General features: G+C 69.1%; 14 protein-coding genes. 12 read left to right on the forward strand and 2 right to left on the reverse strand.

All coding sequences use genetic code 11. The annotated features are described in order from the left end of the window. A partial coding sequence (locus YU1_RS0125800; protein WP_029004616.1) for an IS5/IS1182 family transposase occupies window positions 1-238 on the forward strand: 238 nt, incomplete at its 5' end. Between the two features lie 13 nt (window positions 239-251). Here the strand turns inward: YU1_RS0125800 and YU1_RS0125805 are convergent. Together YU1_RS0125805 and YU1_RS0125810 are read right to left on the reverse strand one after the other, a co-directional pair. After that, a complete protein-coding gene (locus YU1_RS0125805; RefSeq protein WP_029006477.1) occupies window positions 252-617 on the reverse strand; it encodes a VOC family protein in 366 nt (121 codons plus the stop codon). Window positions 618-687: 70 nt separating this feature from the next. After that, window positions 688-1,374 (reverse strand): helix-turn-helix transcriptional regulator, encoded by a 687-nt coding sequence (locus tag YU1_RS0125810; RefSeq protein WP_029006478.1) that lies wholly within the window; start codon window positions 1,372-1,374, stop codon window positions 688-690. A gap of 157 nt (window positions 1,375-1,531) precedes the next feature. On the opposite strand from YU1_RS0125810, the gene YU1_RS0125815 reads away from it, so the two are divergent. The 11 genes from YU1_RS0125815 to pnp all read left to right on the forward strand — a co-directional run bounded on the left by YU1_RS0125815 (window position 1,532) and on the right by pnp (window position 17,157). Next, window positions 1,532-2,440 carry a LysR family transcriptional regulator gene (locus YU1_RS0125815; protein ID WP_029006479.1) on the forward strand — a complete coding sequence of 303 codons (909 nt, stop codon included), beginning with the start codon at window positions 1,532-1,534 and terminating at the stop codon, window positions 2,438-2,440. 236 nt (window positions 2,441-2,676) lie between these two features. Next, window positions 2,677-3,882, forward strand: a complete 1,206-nt coding sequence (locus YU1_RS0125820) for an NAD-dependent formate dehydrogenase (protein WP_029006480.1) — start codon at window positions 2,677-2,679, stop codon at window positions 3,880-3,882. A gap of 317 nt (window positions 3,883-4,199) precedes the next feature. After that, a complete protein-coding gene (gene rimP / locus YU1_RS31445; RefSeq protein WP_051357385.1) occupies window positions 4,200-5,060 on the forward strand; it encodes a ribosome maturation factor RimP in 861 nt (286 codons plus the stop codon). Then, window positions 5,060-6,661, forward strand: a complete 1,602-nt coding sequence (gene nusA / locus YU1_RS0125830; RefSeq protein WP_029006481.1) for a transcription termination factor NusA — start codon at window positions 5,060-5,062, stop codon at window positions 6,659-6,661. Before rimP ends, nusA begins: the two co-directional genes overlap by 1 nt. Before the next feature lie 21 nt (window positions 6,662-6,682). Further along, on the forward strand, window positions 6,683-7,399 hold the full coding sequence (locus YU1_RS31450) for an RNA-binding protein (RefSeq protein WP_035716785.1): 717 nt from the start codon (window positions 6,683-6,685) through the stop codon (window positions 7,397-7,399). Next, window positions 7,396-10,560: a translation initiation factor IF-2 gene (gene infB / locus YU1_RS0125840; RefSeq protein ID WP_029006482.1), complete on the forward strand. Its 3,165-nt coding sequence runs from the start codon at window positions 7,396-7,398 to the stop codon at window positions 10,558-10,560. The genes YU1_RS31450 and infB overlap by 4 nt, the downstream gene beginning before the upstream one ends. Before the next feature lie 213 nt (window positions 10,561-10,773). Beyond that, entirely contained in the window at window positions 10,774-11,214 is a 441-nt protein-coding gene (rbfA, locus tag YU1_RS0125845; RefSeq protein ID WP_029006483.1) for a 30S ribosome-binding factor RbfA, read from the forward strand. A gap of 32 nt (window positions 11,215-11,246) precedes the next feature. After that, window positions 11,247-12,329 (forward strand): tRNA pseudouridine(55) synthase TruB, encoded by a 1,083-nt coding sequence (truB, locus tag YU1_RS31455; RefSeq protein ID WP_245263457.1) that lies wholly within the window; start codon window positions 11,247-11,249, stop codon window positions 12,327-12,329. Window positions 12,330-12,427: 98 nt separating this feature from the next. Beyond that, the gene (locus YU1_RS0125855) at window positions 12,428-14,026 is read left to right on the forward strand and encodes an ABC transporter substrate-binding protein (RefSeq protein ID WP_029006484.1); all 1,599 of its coding nucleotides are present in this window, start codon (window positions 12,428-12,430) and stop codon (window positions 14,024-14,026) included. A 317-nt stretch (window positions 14,027-14,343) separates the two neighbouring features. Further along, entirely contained in the window at window positions 14,344-14,613 is a 270-nt protein-coding gene (gene rpsO, locus YU1_RS0125860) for a 30S ribosomal protein S15 (protein ID WP_029006485.1), read from the forward strand. Between the two features lie 390 nt (window positions 14,614-15,003). After that, window positions 15,004-17,157 carry a polyribonucleotide nucleotidyltransferase gene (pnp, locus tag YU1_RS0125865; protein ID WP_029006486.1) on the forward strand — a complete coding sequence of 718 codons (2,154 nt, stop codon included), beginning with the start codon at window positions 15,004-15,006 and terminating at the stop codon, window positions 17,155-17,157. The last annotated feature ends 7 nt before the right edge of the window (window positions 17,158-17,164 follow it).

A 17,164-nucleotide genomic window follows, 5' to 3' on the forward strand; every position in this document is an offset into this window, starting at 1 on the left:
CAGCGACGCCCTGCGCGCCACAATCGCGGCAAGGAACGCGCAGGCGGTCATCCCGTCCAATCCATCCCGCGCCAGGAAGCATAGCCTCGACAGGCACCTCTACGCTCAGCGCCACCTGATCGAATGCTGCTTCTCCAAGCTCAAGCAGTTCAGGCGTGTCGCGACCCGCTTCGAGAAGACCGCGCGAAACTACCTCGCCATCGTCACAATCGCTGCCATCGTCCTGTGGATCAGGTAACTGTCCACACCACCTAGCGGGGCGCCGGATGGAAGACCCGCAGCCGATGGCCGTCGGGATCGCAGGCGACGAAAGTGCGGCCGAAGTCCATGTCGGCGGGTTCCTGCAGGATGGGGAGGCCCTTGCCCGTCCAGTCCGCATACATGGCGTCCAGCGTCGCGCGGTCGACCGGCATCGCCAGTTCCGCCCCTCCGACGGAGGGGGCCGCCGGCTCCACTCCGTCACGGGCCCACAGGCCGAGCTTCAGGCCGCCGGGCAGCACGAACAGCACGAAGGTGGGCGAGACTTCCACCGGTGCGCAGCCGAGCAGGGGCGTGTAGAAATGCCGACTGGTTTCGGGCGACTGCACATAGAGCAGGATGTAGCCGGGATTGAACATGACGTCGGGCCTCCGTTGGGAACGATGGCCGGACCTTAGAGCGCACCACTGTCAGTTTTTGTCAGCATGGTCACGGCCGGGGCGGGATGCCCTCCGCCGTCCGCCAGTGCCGCAGGAGCGTCTGGCGGCGGCGGGGATAGCGCTGCCCGGTCTGGTCGAAGGCGCTGATGCGATCGACGCGGAAATGGCGGAAGCCCTGTCGCAGCTCGCACCAGGCGAGCACCACGCGGGCGTGATCGAAGAAGGCCAGCGCGAAGGGCCAGATCACCCGGTCCGTCGCCACGCCGTCGCCCGCCTCGTAGGCGATGCGGACCTTCTGCTCGGCCCGGATCGCCGCCCGGATGGCGGGGAGGTCCGGGCCCGCCTGCGCCGCCGCCGGGCCGACCAGGAGGGAGGATGCCTCAAGCTCCTCCAGCAGGTCCCCCGGCAGCACCGCGGCGATCTTGGCGATGGCGTTCCGGGCCGCGCTGGCCAGATGGTCGTCGGACCGCTGCGTCACCCAGCGGGTGCCCAGGACCAGGGCCTCGATCTCCTCCACCGAGAACATCAAGGGCGGCAGCAGGAAGCCGGGCCGCAGGACATAGCCGACCCCGGGCTCGCCCTCGATATGGGCGCCCTGGGCCTGGAGCGTGGCGATGTCGCGATAGAGCGTGCGCAGGCTGATCGACAGGTCAGCCGCGAGCGTCCGGCCGCTGACGGGACGCCGGTGGCGGCGCAGCAACTGGAGCAGGGCCAGCAGACGTTCGGTTCTCGACACGGGCGATCACCCTTTTCCTGTGGCCGGAGCATGCCAGACACCGTCGCGGGATGCGCTGCGGGGCTGGGCTTCATTGACGCGGGCGGGCGCCTTTTGCTTGCTGCTGTAGCAGGCCAAATATAGTTTGCCCCGGTCCTCATTGCGTCGCGGAGCCAGCATGTTTGTCCGCCAGTTGCATTATCTGGTGGCGGTGGCGCGGGAGGGGCATTTCGGCCGGGCGGCCGAGGCCTGCCATGTCTCCCAGCCCACCCTGTCGGCGGGCCTGCGCAAGCTGGAGGAGGAGCTCGGCCAGCCCCTGGTGCTGCGCGGCCACCGCTTCATGGGCCTGACTGAGCAGGGCACGCGCGTGCTGTCCTGGGCGCAGCGGATCATCAACGACTATGACGGCATGCGGCAGGAGCTCGAAGGCTCCGAGGCCGGGCTCTCCGGCGTGCTGCGCCTCGGCGCCGTGCCGCCGACGCTGCCGGCGCTGACCGGCCTGCTCAACGCCTTCTGCGACCGTCACCCGGCGGTGCGGGTGCAGGTGCAGTCGCTGAGCGCGCTCGCCATCCAGCGCGGCCTGGACGACCAGGTGCTGGACGCCGGGGTGAGCTATCTCACCGGTACCCGCCCCGCCAGGTTGCGCTGGCTGCCGTTCTTCGAGGAGCGCTACGTCTTCGTGCGGGCCACGACGGGCGGCGCGCTGCCCGAGACCATGAGCTGGGCCGAGGCGGCGGCGCATCCCCTGTGCCTGCTGACGCCGGAGATGCAGAACCGCCAGATCATCGACGCCGCACTGGCGCGCGCCGGCGTCGTCTCGCTGCCGCGCATCGAGGCCAACACCTTCTTCGGCGTGTGGTCGCAGGTCTGTTCCGGCGCCTGGGCCAGCATCGTCCCGCACACCCATCTGCACATCTTCGGCCGGATCCCCGGCATCGCCGCCGTGCCGCTGAGCGATCCGGAATGGGTCCAGCCGGTGGGCCTGGTGATCGCCGAGCGCGATCCCCTGGCGCCGGTGGCGGCGGCCTTCCTGCGCCTCGCCGAGCGCTGGCCCTGGGATGAAGCGGCGGGCGGCGGGGCATCATAGGCCCGGGCGATCGATCGGTGCGCGCAAACGATTGGACGGCCGCGTTCCGGCTGGCTTGAATGTCCATGCTGGTGCCGAGCGCGCCGCATCTCTGACCCTGAAACGCACTGGCACGGACGCCTCAGGCGCTCCGTGCCGTTTTCAGGGCATCTCCAAGCCAGACCACATAACAAACCGATCCACGGCGGTGCCGCGCCCGCGCGCCGGTGCGCGGCCATGCCGTGACAGGAGGAAACATGGCCAAGGTTGTCTGCGTTCTCTATGACGATCCCATCGACGGCTACCCCAAGACCTATGCCCGCGACGATCTGCCGAAGATCGACCAGTATCCGGGCGGGCAGACGCTGCCCACGCCCAGGGCCGTCGATTTCCAGCCCGGCACCATGCTGGGCAGCGTGTCGGGCGAACTGGGCCTGCGCACTTATCTCGAATCGCTGGGCCACGAACTGGTCGTCACCTCGTCCAAGGACGGGCCCGACAGTGTGCTGGAGCGTGAGCTGCACGACGCCGAGGTGGTGATCTCCCAGCCCTTCTGGCCGGCCTATCTCACCGCCGAGCGCATCGCCAAGGCGCCCAAGCTGAAGCTGGCGCTCACCGCCGGCATCGGCTCCGACCACGTGGATCTCCAGGCCGCCATCGACAACAAGATCACCGTCGCCGAGGTGACCTATTGCAACTCGATCAGCGTCGCCGAGCATGTGGTGATGATGATCCTCGGCCTCGTCCGCAACTACCTCCCGTCCCACGACTGGGTGCGCAAGGGCGGCTGGAACATCGCCGACTGCGTCGCCCGCTCCTATGACGTGGAAGGCATGCACGTGGGCACGGTGGCCGCCGGCCGCATCGGCCTTGCGGTGCTGCGCCGCCTGAAGCCGTTCGACATGCACCTGCACTATACCGACCGCCACCGGCTTCCCGAGGCGGTGGAGCAGGAGCTGAACCTCACCTGGCACGCCACCCGAGAGGAGCTGTACCAGGTGTGCGACGTGGTCACGCTGAATTGCCCGCTGCATCCCGAGACCGAGCACATGGTCAACGCGGACACGCTGAAGCTGTTCAAGCGCGGCGCCTATCTGGTCAACACCGCGCGCGGCAAGCTGTGCGACCGCGACGCCATCGTCCGGGCGCTGGAGAGCGGCCAGCTCGCCGGCTATGCGGGCGACGTGTGGTTCCCGCAGCCGGCGCCGCAGGACCACCCCTGGCGGACCATGCCGCACCACGGCATGACCCCGCACATTTCCGGCACCTCGCTCTCCGCCCAGACCCGCTATGCGGCCGGCACGCGGGAAATCCTGGAGTGTTGGTTCGAGGGCCGGCCGATCCGCGATGAATATCTCATCGTCGACGGCGGCAAGCTGGCGGGTGTCGGCGCCCATTCCTACAGCGCCGGCAACGCCACCTCGGGTTCCGAGGAAGCGGCGAAGTTCAAGAAGGCCGGCTGATCCGGCAATCCGGCCGCGGGTGACCCCGCGGCCGGTTCCCCGCAGCCGCCATTGCGGTGCGTCACGGACCGTCCCGCGCAATGGCTTGCACCTTTTGGTTTTGCGTCTATATTAGCGCCGTCCCCAGTGGGGATACCTCAGAGCCATCGGTGTCGAAGGTGATGAGAGTGGGTCCCCGCCGGGGCCCGCTCGTTTTCTGCTTACGCGGATCATCCGGTCGCTTCCCTGGCTCCCCGGCGCCCGCGCGCCGCCATAGAACATTTGCGATGCCCGTCCTCGCGGGCGGCATCCGAGCCAAGCATCCGTCCCGGAGGGACATGACCGAGATCATCGACGCGCTGGATCCGAACGAGCCGCGCCTCATCATCGAGACCGGGGTGGCCGCCCGCGTGGCCGCCATCGTCGCTCCCGTGCTGGCCGACCTGAACCTGCGCCTGGTGCGGGTCAAGATCACCGCGCGGGACGGCGGCACGTGCCAGATCATGGCCGAGCGCGCCGACGGCTCCATGACCATCGATGATTGCGAGGCCGCCTCGCGGGCCATCTCTCCCGTGCTCGACGTGGAAGATCCCATCGCCGGTGCCTATCGCCTGGAGATCTCCTCTCCCGGCATCGACCGCCCGCTGGTGCGCCTGTCCGATTTCGATCGCTGGGCCGGCCATGAGCTGAAGGTGGAGATGGCCGTGCCCGTGGACGGGCGCAAGCGCTTCCGCGGCATCCTCATCGGCACCAAGGCAGGCTCCGCCGTGCTGAAGCGCACCGATGCCCCCAAGGGCGAGGAGCCCGAGGTCGAGCTGCCGGTGGCCGACGTGGGCGAAGCCAAGCTGGTGCTGACCGACGCCCTGATCACCGAGGCCCTGCGCCGCGCCAAGGCGGCCGAGCGCGGCCTCGGCGAGGACGACGCGGCCGAAGACGACTTCGAGGATGATGACGACGGCAAGGCGGCCAAGGATGCCGCCAATGCCGAGCGGGCCAATGCCAAGAAGGCCGCCGAAAAGGTCGAGAAGCGCGCCGGCAAGGTCGCGCGCAAGGCGGCCAAGGCCGAGAAGGCGGAAGCCTCGCAGGCGAAGCCTGCCAAGGCCCGCCTGTCGGCCACCGAGGTGGCCGATCTCGCCACCACCAATCCGGCCTCCCGCGCCCTGCGGGGAGGAAAGTCCAAAGCGAAGGAGACGCACTGATGGTCGCCGTCAGCGCAAACCGCCTGGAACTGCTGCAGATCGCCGACGCGGTCGCGCGGGAAAAGACCATCGACCGCAGCATCGTCATCGCGGCGATGGAGGACGCCATCGCCAAGGCCGCGCGCTCGCGCTACGGCCAGGAGACGGACATCCACGCCGAGATCAACCCCCGCACCGGTGAGCTGCGCCTGGCGCGCCACCTGCTGGTGGTGGACGAGGTGGAGAATTCCGCCGTCGAGATCACGCTGGACGGCGCCCGCCGCCACAATCCGGCGGCGCAGGTGGGCGACACCATCGCCGACACCCTGCCTCCCTTCGACTTCGGCCGCATCGCCGCGCAGTCGGCCAAGCAGGTCATCGTGCAGAAGGTGCGCGAGGCCGAGCGCGACCGGCAGTATGACGAGTACAAGGACCGCATCGGCGAGATCTCCAACGGCCTCGTCAAGCGCGTGGAATACGGCAACGTGGTCGTGGACCTGGGCCGCGGCGAAGCCATCCTGCGCCGCGACGAGCTGCTGCCGCGCGAAGTGGTGAAGACCGGCGACCGCATCCGCGCCTATATCTACGACGTGCGCCGCGAGCCGCGTGGCCCGCAGATCTTCCTGTCCCGCACTCACCCGCAGTTCATGGCGAAGCTGTTCGCCCAGGAAGTGCCGGAAATCTACGACGGCATCGTCGAGATCAAGGCGGTGGCCCGCGATCCGGGTTCCCGCGCCAAGATCGCCGTGGTTTCCCGCGACCAGTCGGTGGACCCGGTCGGCGCCTGCGTCGGCATGCGCGGCTCGCGCGTGCAGGCGGTGGTGAACGAGCTGCAGGGCGAGAAGATCGACATCATCCCCTGGAACCCCGAGATCGCCACCTTCATCGTCAATGCGCTGGCCCCGGCCGAAGTGGTCAAGGTGGTGCTCGACGAGGATCGCGAGCGCATCGAGGTGGTGGTGCCCGACGCCCAGCTGTCGCTGGCCATCGGCCGCCGCGGCCAGAACGTGCGCCTCGCCTCCCAGCTGACCGGCTGGGACATCGACATCATGACCGAGCAGGAAGAGAGCGAGCGCCGGCAGAAGGAATTCGCCGAGCGCACCCAGATGTTCGCCGAGGCGCTCGACCTCGACGAGATGATGGGCCAGCTGCTCACCTCCGAGGGCTTCACCTCGGTGGAAGAAATCGCCTACGTGCCGATCTCCGAACTGGCCTCCATCGAAGGCTTCGACGAGGAGACGGCCGGCGAGCTCCAGGCCCGCGCGCTCAAGCACCTCGCCGACGTGGAAGAGGCGCTGGACAACGAGCGCCGCGAGCTCGGCGTCGAGGACGACCTGAAGACCGTGCCCGGCGTGACCTCCAAGATGCTGGTGGCGTTCGGCAAGAGCGACATCAAGAGCACCGAGGACCTCGCCGGCTGCGCCACCGATGATCTGGTGGGCTGGAGCGAGCGCAAGGACGGTGAGACCGTCCGGTTCCCCGGCGCGCTGGACGGCTTCGAGCTGACCCGCGAGGACGCCGAGCAGTTGATCCTCCAGGCCCGCATCGCGGCCGGCTGGATCACCGAAGATGACGCCCAGTCGGACGGCGAAGACGCCGATCCCGACACCGAATCCGCTTGAGAGCGAAGGAGATGACCCGGCGTGCTTGCGAGCGAGGACCAGGACGAGACGGATGCAGGGCCGCGCGGGCTGAATGCCGCGCGGGCGCCCGACGCCCGTCTGTGCCTTGCCTCGCGGCAGGTCACGCCCATCTCGGACATGCTGCGCTACGTGGTGGGGCCGGACGGCGCGATCGTTCCGGACCTCGCCCGTAAGCTGCCCGGCCGCGGCGCTTGGGTCACCGCGACCCGCGCCGCGCTGGATCAGGCCATCAAGCGCAAGGCGTTCGGCCGTGCCTTCAAGGGCAAGGGCACGAGCGCACCCGATTTGCCGGATCTCGTGGAAACGCTGCTCGTGGCCGACACCCGCGCAGCGCTCTCCCTCGCCAACAAGGCGGGACGGGTCGTCACCGGCACGACCAAAGTGGAGACGGCCCTGACCGAGGGCTCCGTCAGAACTCTTCTTCACGCCTCGGACGCACGTCCGGACGGAATTCGGAAACTGAACGGGTTCGCCCGTCAGCTGGAGGCTGCCGGGATGCGTCCGGTGGCCATCGTGGACTGCCTATCTGGTGTCGAATTGGACTTGGCGCTTGGGCGGTCAAATGTGGTACATGCAGCGCTGCTCGCGCATCCGACGACCGCGGGATTTCTCGCGCGCTGCCGTAGGCTCGAGCGCTGGCGAATGGGCTCAGCCGCCAGCGCTCCGGAAGGGCATTGCCCGCCGCCCGACCGGATGCAAGGAACGGATACGGAATGAACGACACCAAGACCCCCGGCGACAAGACGCTCCACCCCGCCCCCGGCAAGACGCTGACTCTCAAGCGCCCGGTGGAGCAGGGCACGGTTCGCCAAAGCTTCAGCCATGGCCGCTCGAAGGCGGTCGTGGTGGAGAAGGTGAAGCGGCGCGTCATCGCTCCGGGCGAGGCCGGCGCCACCGGCGCGGCTCCCAGTGCTCCGGCAGCGGCCGCCCCGCGCCCGGCGGCGCCGCCGGCTGCCGCCCCCGCGCCGCGTCCCGCCGCCCCCGCCACGCCTCCGGCTCCGCCGGCTGCTCCGGTCGAGGCCAAGGAGCCGGCACCCGCCGCGCCCGTGGCTCCCGCCGTCGAGGCGCCCGCCCCGGCCCCTGCCCCCGCTCCGGTCGAAGCCAAGGCGCCCGCGCCCGCGGCTCCCGAAGCGCCGGCCCCGGCTGCTCCGGAACCTGCGGCCCCGGCCGTCGCCGTCGCCGCCGCGCCGGCGGCTCCGGTTGCGCCGAGCGCGCCCGCCGCTCCCCCGCCCGCCGCCGCGCGGGCTCCGGAGCCGCGTCCCGCCGCGCCCGCGCCGCGTCCGGCCTCCACCGTTCCCGGCGCCTCGTCGTCGGGCTCGTCCAGCTCGCGCTCGTCCGGCGCGGCCCAGCGTCCCGGCGCGCCGCAGCGCTCCGGCGCTTCCGGTGCGCCCAGCCGTCCCGGTGCGCCCGGTACCGGCGGCCAGCGTCCCGGCAGTGCCGGCGGCGAGCGTGACCGCGACCGCCGTCCCGGCGCCGGTGGCCCGGCCCGTCCCGGTGCCAACCGTCCCGGCGGCTCGGGCGTGGTGCTGCGCACCCTGACGGACGAGGAGCGCAATGCCCGCGCCAGCGCGCTGGCCGATGCCCGCGTGCGTGAAGTCGAAGAGCGTCGCATGGCCGAAGAGCGCCGTGTGGCCGAGGAGGAGGCGCGTCGCCGCGCCGAGCGCGATCGGGCCGAACGGGCCGAGCGCGAGGCCGCCGAGGCGCGCAAGCGCGAGGAAGAAAGCCGCCGCGCCCACGAGGACGAGAGCAAGCGCCGGGCCGAGCAGGAGGCGCGCAAGCGCTTCGGCGAGGATTCCAGCCGTCCCTCGGGCAGCGCGTCGCCGTCCTCCACCACCGCTCGCCCGCTCACCCCGCGTCCCGCCGGAACTCCCGGCGCGCCGGCCACCGGCGCGACCGAGGATGACGACCGCCGTCCCGCTCGCCGCGGCGTGACGCCGCCCCGCCCCGTGGCGCCGGTCAAGCTGCCCAAGGGCCCGGGTGCCGAGAAGCACCGCGGCCGCCTGACGCTGGTCACCGCGCAGTCGGGCGAGGAGGAGCGCCAGCGCTCGGTCGCCTCGTTCCGCCGCCGCACCCAGCGTATGACCGGGCACCGCGCCCAGGAGAGCAAGGAAAAGATCACCCGCGAGGTGATCCTGCCCGAGACCATCACGATCCAGGAACTGGCGAACCGCATGTCGGAACGCGCCGTGGACGTGATCCGGATGCTGATGAAGCAAGGCCAGATGCTGAAGATCACCGACGTGATCGACGCCGACACCGCCGAGCTCATCGCCGCCGATCTCGGACACACCGTGCGCCGCGTGTCGGAATCGGACGTGGAAGAAGGCCTGTTCGACAAGGCGGACGAGCCCGATCAGCTGCTGCCGCGTCCGGCCGTCGTGACCATCATGGGCCATGTCGACCACGGCAAGACCTCGCTGCTCGATGCCCTGCGCAAGACCACCGTGGTCTCGGGCGAGGCCGGCGGCATCACCCAGCACATCGGTGCCTACCAGGTGACGGCGCCCTCCGGCAGCAAGATCACCTTCATCGACACCCCCGGCCACGCGGCGTTCACCGCCATGCGTGCCCGTGGCGCCAAGGTGACGGACATCGTGGTGCTGGTGGTGGCGGCGGACGACGGCGTGATGCCGCAGACCGCCGAGGCCATCAACCATGCCCGCGCGGCGGGCGTGCCGATCATCGTGGCGATCAACAAGATCGACAAGCCCGACGCCAAGCCCGAGCGCGTGCGCTCCGAGCTGCTCCAGTACGAAGTCCAGGTGGAAAGCCTGGGCGGCGAGACGCTGGAAGTGGAGGTCTCCGCCACCAAGCAGATCAACCTCGACAAGCTGCTCGAGCTGATCGCGCTCCAGTCGGAACTGCTCGACCTCAGGGCCAATCCGGACCGTCCGGCCGAAGGCACCGTGGTGGAAGCCAAGCTCGATCGCGGTCGCGGTCCGGTGGCGACCGTCCTGGTCCAGCGCGGCACCCTGAAGGTGGGTGACGTGGTGGTGGCCGGCGGCGAGTTCGGCCGCGTTCGCGCCCTGATCACCGATATCGGCACCAACACCGGCGAGGCGGGTCCCTCGCAGCCGGTGGAAGTGCTCGGCTTCGGCGGCACGCCGGAGGCGGGCGACCGTCTCGCGGTGGTCGAGAGCGAAGCCCGTGCCCGCGAGATCACCGAGTATCGCCAGCGCCAGAAGCGCGAGAAGGCGGCGGCCCGTTCCGCTGTCCAGCGCGGCTCTCTGGAGCAGATGATGAGCCAGGTGCGGTCCACGGGCCGCAAGGAATTCCCGCTCATCATCAAGGGCGACGTGTCGGGTTCGGTGGAAGCGATCATCGGCGCGCTGGAGAAGGTCGGCAACGACGAGGTCCAGGCCCGGATCATCCATTCCGGTGCCGGCGGCATCAACGAGAGCGACGTCACGCTGGCGGAAACTTCCGGTGCCGTGATCATCGCCTTCAACGTCCGGCCCAACAAGGAAGCCCGCGACGCGGCCGACCAGGCGGGCGTGGAAATCCGCCAGTACAACATCATCTACGACCTGGTGGATGACGTGAAGAAGGCCATGAGCGGCCTGCTCGCGCCCATCACCCGGGAAACCATGCTGGGCAATGCGCTCATCCTGGAGATCTTCGCGGTGTCGAAGGTCGGCAAGGTGGCGGGTTGCCGGGTCACCGACGGAACCGTGGAGCGGGGCCAGCATGTGCGCCTGATCCGCGACAACGTGGTGATCCACGAAGGCAAGCTGGCCACCCTCAACCGCTTCAAGGATGCGGTGAAGGACGTGGTCGCGGGCCAGGAATGCGGCATGTCGTTCGAGAACTACCAGGACATGCGCGCCGGCGACGTCATCGAGTGCTATCGCGTCGAGATCGTCCAGCGGTCGCTGTGACCGAACAGGCCGGAGGTTGCGGCGGCCGGGTTCATCCCGGCCGCCGCCGTTCCGGCCGCTGACCTTGCCCGGCCCGCGGCCCGGCCCTCCATGTGAGGCCGGGCGTGGCGCCGGCGGGTCTGTTTTCACCCGGAGCGCGGCGGTCCAAGTCCGCCCCGCTTCGCGTTGCCGTTGGCCCGTGCCGGCAGTGCCGGGCCGCAGAAGGTTGGACCCATGAAGACTCAAGACCGTTCGGGCTCCGGCCCGAGCCAGCGCATGCTGCGCGTGGGCGAACTGGTGCGCCATGCCCTCGCCGACGTGCTCCAGCGCGGCGACCATATGGACCCGGCGCTGTCCGGCGTGCTGATCACCGTGCCCGAGGTGCGCATGTCGCCGGACCTCAAGATCGCCACCTGCTACGTGATGCCGCTCGGCGGCAAGGACATCACCCCGGTGCTCAAGGCGCTGGCGGCGAACCAGAAGCAGCTGCGCACCGAGGTCGGCCGGCGGGTGGAGCTGAAGTCCGTGCCGTCGCTGCGCTTCCTGAAAGACACCTCGTTCGACGAGGGCGCGCGCATCGACGCGCTGCTGCGCCGCCCGGATGTGGCCCGCGACCTTGCCGAACCTTCCGACACCGATGCCGAGACCGGCGCCTCCCACAAGGACGAAGACTGATGAATGCGCCTTTTCCCCGCCCGGAGGATGTGATGGCGGACCTGACCGCCCGCGCGCCCCGTGGCCGTGATCCGCGCCCGCAGCGCGATCAGGCGCCCCGCGCCCCCAAGCGCGACATCGACGGCTGGGTGCTGCTGGACAAGCCGAGCGGCATGACCTCCACCCAGGCGGTGGCCGTGGTCAAGCGCCTGTTCGCCGCCAAGAAGGCCGGCCACGCCGGCACGCTGGACCCGCTCGCCTCCGGCTGCCTGCCCATCGCGCTGGGCGAGGCCACCAAGACCGTCCCCTACATCATGGACGGGCGGAAGACCTATCGCTTCGCGGTCACCTTCGGCATCGAGACCGATACGGACGACAGCGAGGGCAAGGCGGTGGCGCAGAGCGAGCATCGCCCCTCGGACGAGGAGATCCGCGCCGCGCTGGAGGGTTTCCACGGCCAGATCATGCAGGTCCCGCCGGCCTATTCGGCGCTGAAGATCGCCGGCGAGCGCGCCTATGACCTCGCCCGCGAGGGCGCGGAGGTGGTGCTGGAGCCGCGCCCCGTCACCATCCACCGCATCGAGCTGGTGGAGCGGCCGGACGCCGACCATGCGGTGCTGGAAGCGGAGTGCGGCAAGGGCACCTATGTGCGCGCCATTGCCCGCGACCTCGGCCGGCTGCTCGGCACGCGCGGCCATGTCTCCATGCTGCGCCGGGCCTGCGTCGGGCCGTTCCTGGAAGAGGATCTGGTGCCGCTGGACGAGCTCAAGGCGCGCGCCGAGTCCGGCGACGCGGACCTGTTCGAGGCGCTCGACCCCGTGGGGGCGGCGCTGGAGGAGATCCCGCAGCTCTCGGTGACGCCCTCCGACGCGCACCGGCTGCGCTGCGGCCAGAGCGTCATCCTGCGCGGGCGCGACGCACCCATCCTCGACGGCCATGTGGCCATCCTGTGCCAGGAGTCGCTGATCGCCATCGGCGATGCCCAAGGGGGCGAGGTGCTGCCGCACCGGGTGTTCAACTGGGCCAAGTCGCACCGGCCGCGCCCCGAGAACCGTGGCGCGGCGCCTCGTGGGCCGCAGGTCCGCGAAGCCGCCCCCCGGCCGGTGGCGGATGTCGCGCCGGACGACGAGGACTGAGACACGGCTGACGCTGGCGTGAGGCATGCCATATCCGGCATGCCTCTTGCTTCCCTAACGGCGGGGGAGTCCCGTTCGTTGAGGAAGGAAGCCGTCGCATGACGCGCCGTCTGTTTCGTGTTGCCGCAGTTCTTTTGGGCGTCGCGCTCGCCGGCGCCACCGCCAAAGCCGAGAGCGTGGTGCGCTACGGCATTTCCATGGCTGACATTCCTTTGACCACGGGGCAGCCAGATCGCGGCGCCGGTGCCTATCAATTCACCGGCTACACGCTCTACGACCCGCTGGTGGCCTGGGAGATGAATGTGGCGGATAAGCCCGGCAAGCTGGTGCCGGGCCTCGCCACCGAGTGGAAGGCGGACCCCGCCGACCCGAAGAAATGGACCTTCAGCCTGCGCAAGGGCGTGAAGTTCCATGACGGCTCCGACTTCACCGCCGATGCGGTGGTGTGGAACCTGGACAAGGTGCTCAACGACAAGTCGCCCCAGTTCGACCAGCGCCAGGCGGCGCAGGTGAAGACCCGCCTGCCCTCGGTGGCGAGCTGGAAGAAGGTGGACGACTACACCGTCGAGATCACCACCAAGGATGTGGACAGCTTCTTCCCCTACCAGCTTCTCTGGTTCCTGGTCTCCAGCCCGGCCCAGTATGAGAAGGTGGGCAAGGACTGGGACAAGTTCGCCGCCAATCCCTCCGGCACCGGGCCGTTCAAGCAGGACAAGCTGGTGCCCCGCGAGCGCCTGGAGCTGGTGCGCAACGAGGCCTATTGGGACAAGGCGCGCAGCGCCAAGGCCGACCGCCTCATCCTGATCCCCATGCCGGAAGCCCTCACCCGCACCAATGCGCTGCTGGCCGGCCAGGTGGACATCATCGAGACCCCCGCACCGGATGCGGTGCCCCAGCTCAAGGCGGCGGGGATGAAGATCGTCACCAACGTCACCCCGCACGTGTGGAACTACGACCTGTCCAAGCTGCCCGGCTCGCCCTGGACCGATGTGCGTCTGCGCAAGGCGCTCAATCTCGCCATCGACCGCGACGGCATCGTGGCGCTGATGAATGGCCTCGCCAGCCCCGCCAAGGGGCAGGTGGACCCGCAGAGCCCGTGGTTCGGCAAGCCGAGCTTCGACATCAAGTATGATCCTGAGGCGGCTAAGAAGCTGGTGAAGGAGGCCGGCTATTCGGTGGAGAAGCCGCTGAAGACCACCTTCATCATCGCCCAGGGCGGCACCGGCCAGATGCTGTCGCTGCCGATGAACGAATATATCCAGCAGAACCTGAAGGAGGTCGGCATCGACGTGGAGTTCAAGGTGGTGGAGCTGGAGACGCTCTACACCCATTGGCGCAAGGGGGCGAAGGATCCGATCAACGCCGGGATTACCGCCAACAACATCGCCTATGTGACCTCGGATCCGCTCTATGCGCTGATCCGCTTCTTCGACTCGAGGCAGGTGGCGCCGGTGGGCGTGAACTGGGGCTCCTACAACAACCCCCAGGTGGACGCCCTGATCGACGAGGCGAAGCGGACCTTCGATCCGAAGAAGCAGGACGAGCTGATGGCCCAGGTCCACGCTTTGGTGGTGGACGATGCGGCGCTGGTCTGGGTGGTGCATGACACCAACCCGCACGCGCTGAACCCGAAGGTGAAGAGCTTCGTGCAGGCGCAGCACTGGTTCCAGGACCTGACCACCATCGGCCTCCAGTGACGTTCAGGGGCGGCGCCGCGCGCGCCGCCCGCTCGCCTTTGGCGCGCAAGGGTCGGCCGCTGCACGCCAGGGCAGGCCAAGGGGCGCGTTCTGGCGGCGGGGATGGCGCTGAATCAATGGCTTAGGCCCATATCCAACTAGCACTGGTGGTGGGCGCGGATTTCTGTATAGTGCGCGCCGTGGGCGCAAGCCCGCACCGTTTCCGTTCGACTTCGACCGCGCTGGACGACATCCCGGCCCGGCCGCCGAACGGTCTGGCGACCTTTCCGCCTCATGGCTCCGGTCGCCGCTTTCAACACCAGAAAAAGGACGTCCCGATGTCGATCACGGCCGAGCGCAAGCAGGCGCTCATCACGGAATATGGTGCCAAGTCCGGCGACACCGGCTCGCCGGAAGTGCAGGTTGCGATCCTCTCCGAGCGCATCTCCAACCTGACCGAGCACTTCAAGTCCCACAACAAGGACAACCACTCCCGGCGCGGGCTGCTCAAGCTCGTGTCGCAGCGCCGCAGCCTCCTCGACTATCTGAAGAAGAAGGACGAGGGCCGCTACAAGTCGCTGATCGGCCGTCTCGGCCTGCGTCGCTGACGCCGGCTGCCCGGCGCGCGCCGTGGGCGAAGGCCCCGGCGCATGCGGGCGACGGAGTGGATATGGAAGCGCGCCGCCGGGGCCGTTCGGCCGCCGCGGCGCGATCTGCGTGGATGGCCGGGCTGTTCGGCCCGCCCTCCGCGACCTGACCACAACGCGCGGTTTCGAGCCGTCGCGCGCGGAACCCGCCGGATGGCGCTTCCGCTGAAACCTTCCGACGCGGTGGGCACAGGGCTCGCCGCGCACCCGCGAAGTCCAAGGAAAGTCATGGCAGGATCGCCGGACGCAACCGTCGCAGCCGCCCCCGTTCCGGGGAGCGTCGGCGCGCGGTGCGTCCGGCCGTCTTGCTCATGGCTCTCTTAGCTTCGCCTGAGCAGAAAGAGATTTCCCATGTTCGACATCCATCGCGAAGAGCTGGATTGGGGCGGCCGCACGCTGGTCCTCGAGACCGGCAAGATGGCCCGCCAGGCCGATGGCGCCGTGCTCGTCACCTATGGCGACACCAAGGTGCTGGCCACCGCCGTGTCCGCCCGTGAGCCCAAGGCCGGCATCGACTTCTTCCCGCTGACGGTCAACTACCAGGAAAAGACCTACGCGGCCGGCCGCATTCCCGGCGGCTATTTCAAGCGTGAAGGCCGTCCGAGCGAGAAGGAGACGCTGGTCTCCCGCCTGATCGATCGCCCGATCCGCCCGCTGTTCGCCGACGGCTACCGCAATGAGACCCAGGTGGTCCTCACCGTCCTGGCGCACGACCTCGAGAACGATCCCGACATCGTCGGCCTCGTCGGCGCCTCCGCCGCCCTGACGCTCTCCGGCGTGCCCTTCATGGGCCCCATCGGCGGCGCCCGCGTCGGCTTCATCGACGGCGAATACGTGCTGAACCCCACCACCGACGAGGTGAAGGAAAGCGCGCTGGACCTGGTCGTCGCCGGCACCTCCGACGCCGTCCTGATGGTCGAATCCGAAGCCAAGGAGCTCTCGGAAGAGATCATGCTCGGCGCCGTGATGTTCGGCCACCGCCACTTCCAGCCGGTGATCCAGGCGATCATCCGCCTCGCCGAGAAGGCCGCCAAGGAGCCGCGCGCGTTCCAGGCGGTGGATCACACCGAGCTCGAAGCCAAGATCCGCGAGATCGCGGAAGCCGACCTGCGCGCCGCCTACAAGATCGTGCAGAAGCAGGCCCGCTACGAGGCGGTCGGCGCTGCCAAGTCCAAGGTGAAGAAGTATTTCGAAGAGCTGGCCCTGGACGGCACCAAGGTGCCCGCGCCGCAGGCCATCGGCGAGGTGCTGAAGGGCCTGGAAGCCAAGATCGTGCGCTGGGCCATCCTCGATGACGGCATCCGCATCGACGGCCGCGACGTGCGCACCGTGCGCCAGATCGTGTCCGAGGTCGGCATCCTGCCCCGCGCCCACGGCTCGGCGCTGTTCACCCGCGGCGAGACGCAGGCCCTGGTGGTCGCGACGCTGGGCACCGGCGAGGACGAGCAGTTCATCGACAGCCTGGAAGGCACCTACAAGGAGCACTTCCTGCTGCACTACAACTTCCCCCCCTTCTCGGTGGGTGAAGCCGGCCGCATGGGTTCGCCCGGCCGCCGCGAGATCGGCCACGGCAAGCTCGCCTGGCGCGCCATCCGCCCGATGCTGCCGGCCAAGCACGAGTTCCCCTACACCCTGCGCGTGGTCTCCGAGATCCTCGAGTCCAACGGCTCGTCCTCCATGGCCACCGTCTGCGGCACCTCGCTGTCGCTGATGGATGCCGGCGTGCCGCTGAAGAGCCCCGTCGCGGGCATCGCCATGGGCCTGATCCTGGAAGAGGGCAAGTTCGCCGTCCTCTCGGACATCCTGGGCGACGAGGATCACCTCGGCGACATGGACTTCAAGGTGGCCGGTACCTCTTCGGGCATCACTGCGCTGCAGATGGACATCAAGATCTCCGGCATCACCGAGGAGATCATGCAGGTCGCCCTCGCCCAGGCGAAGGACGGCCGCGCCCACATCCTCGGCGAGATGTCGAAGGCGCTGACCACGGCGCGCGCCGAGCTGGGCGAGCACGCCCCGCGCATCGAGGTGATGAAGATCGCGGTGGACAAGATCCGCGAAGTCATCGGCTCCGGCGGCAAGGTGATCCGCGAGATCGTGGAAAAGACCGGCGCTAAGATCAACATCGAGGACGACGGCACCATCAAGATCGCTTCCGCCAATGGCGAGGCGATCAAGGCGGCCATCAACTGGATCAAGTCCATCGCCTCGGAGCCCGAGGTCGGTGTGGTCTATGACGGCACGGTGGTGAAGGTGGTGGACTTCGGCGCCTTCGTGAACTTCTTCGGTTCCAAGGACGGCCTCGTCCACATCTCGCAGCTCGCCAACGAGCGCGTCGCGCAGGTGAAGGACGTGGTCAAGGAAGGCGACAAGGTCAAGGTCAAGCTGGTCGGCTTCGACGAGCGCGGCAAGACCCGCCTGTCCATGAAGGGCATCGACCAGGTGACCGGCGAGGACACCACCGCCAAGCCGAAGACCGACGACGAGGCCGGCGCCGCCGAGTGAGGGTACC

Origin of the sequence: Azorhizobium doebereinerae UFLA1-100 (genome assembly GCF_000473085.1) — a bacterium.
Classification (GTDB): Bacteria; Pseudomonadota; Alphaproteobacteria; order Rhizobiales; family Xanthobacteraceae; genus Azorhizobium; species Azorhizobium doebereinerae.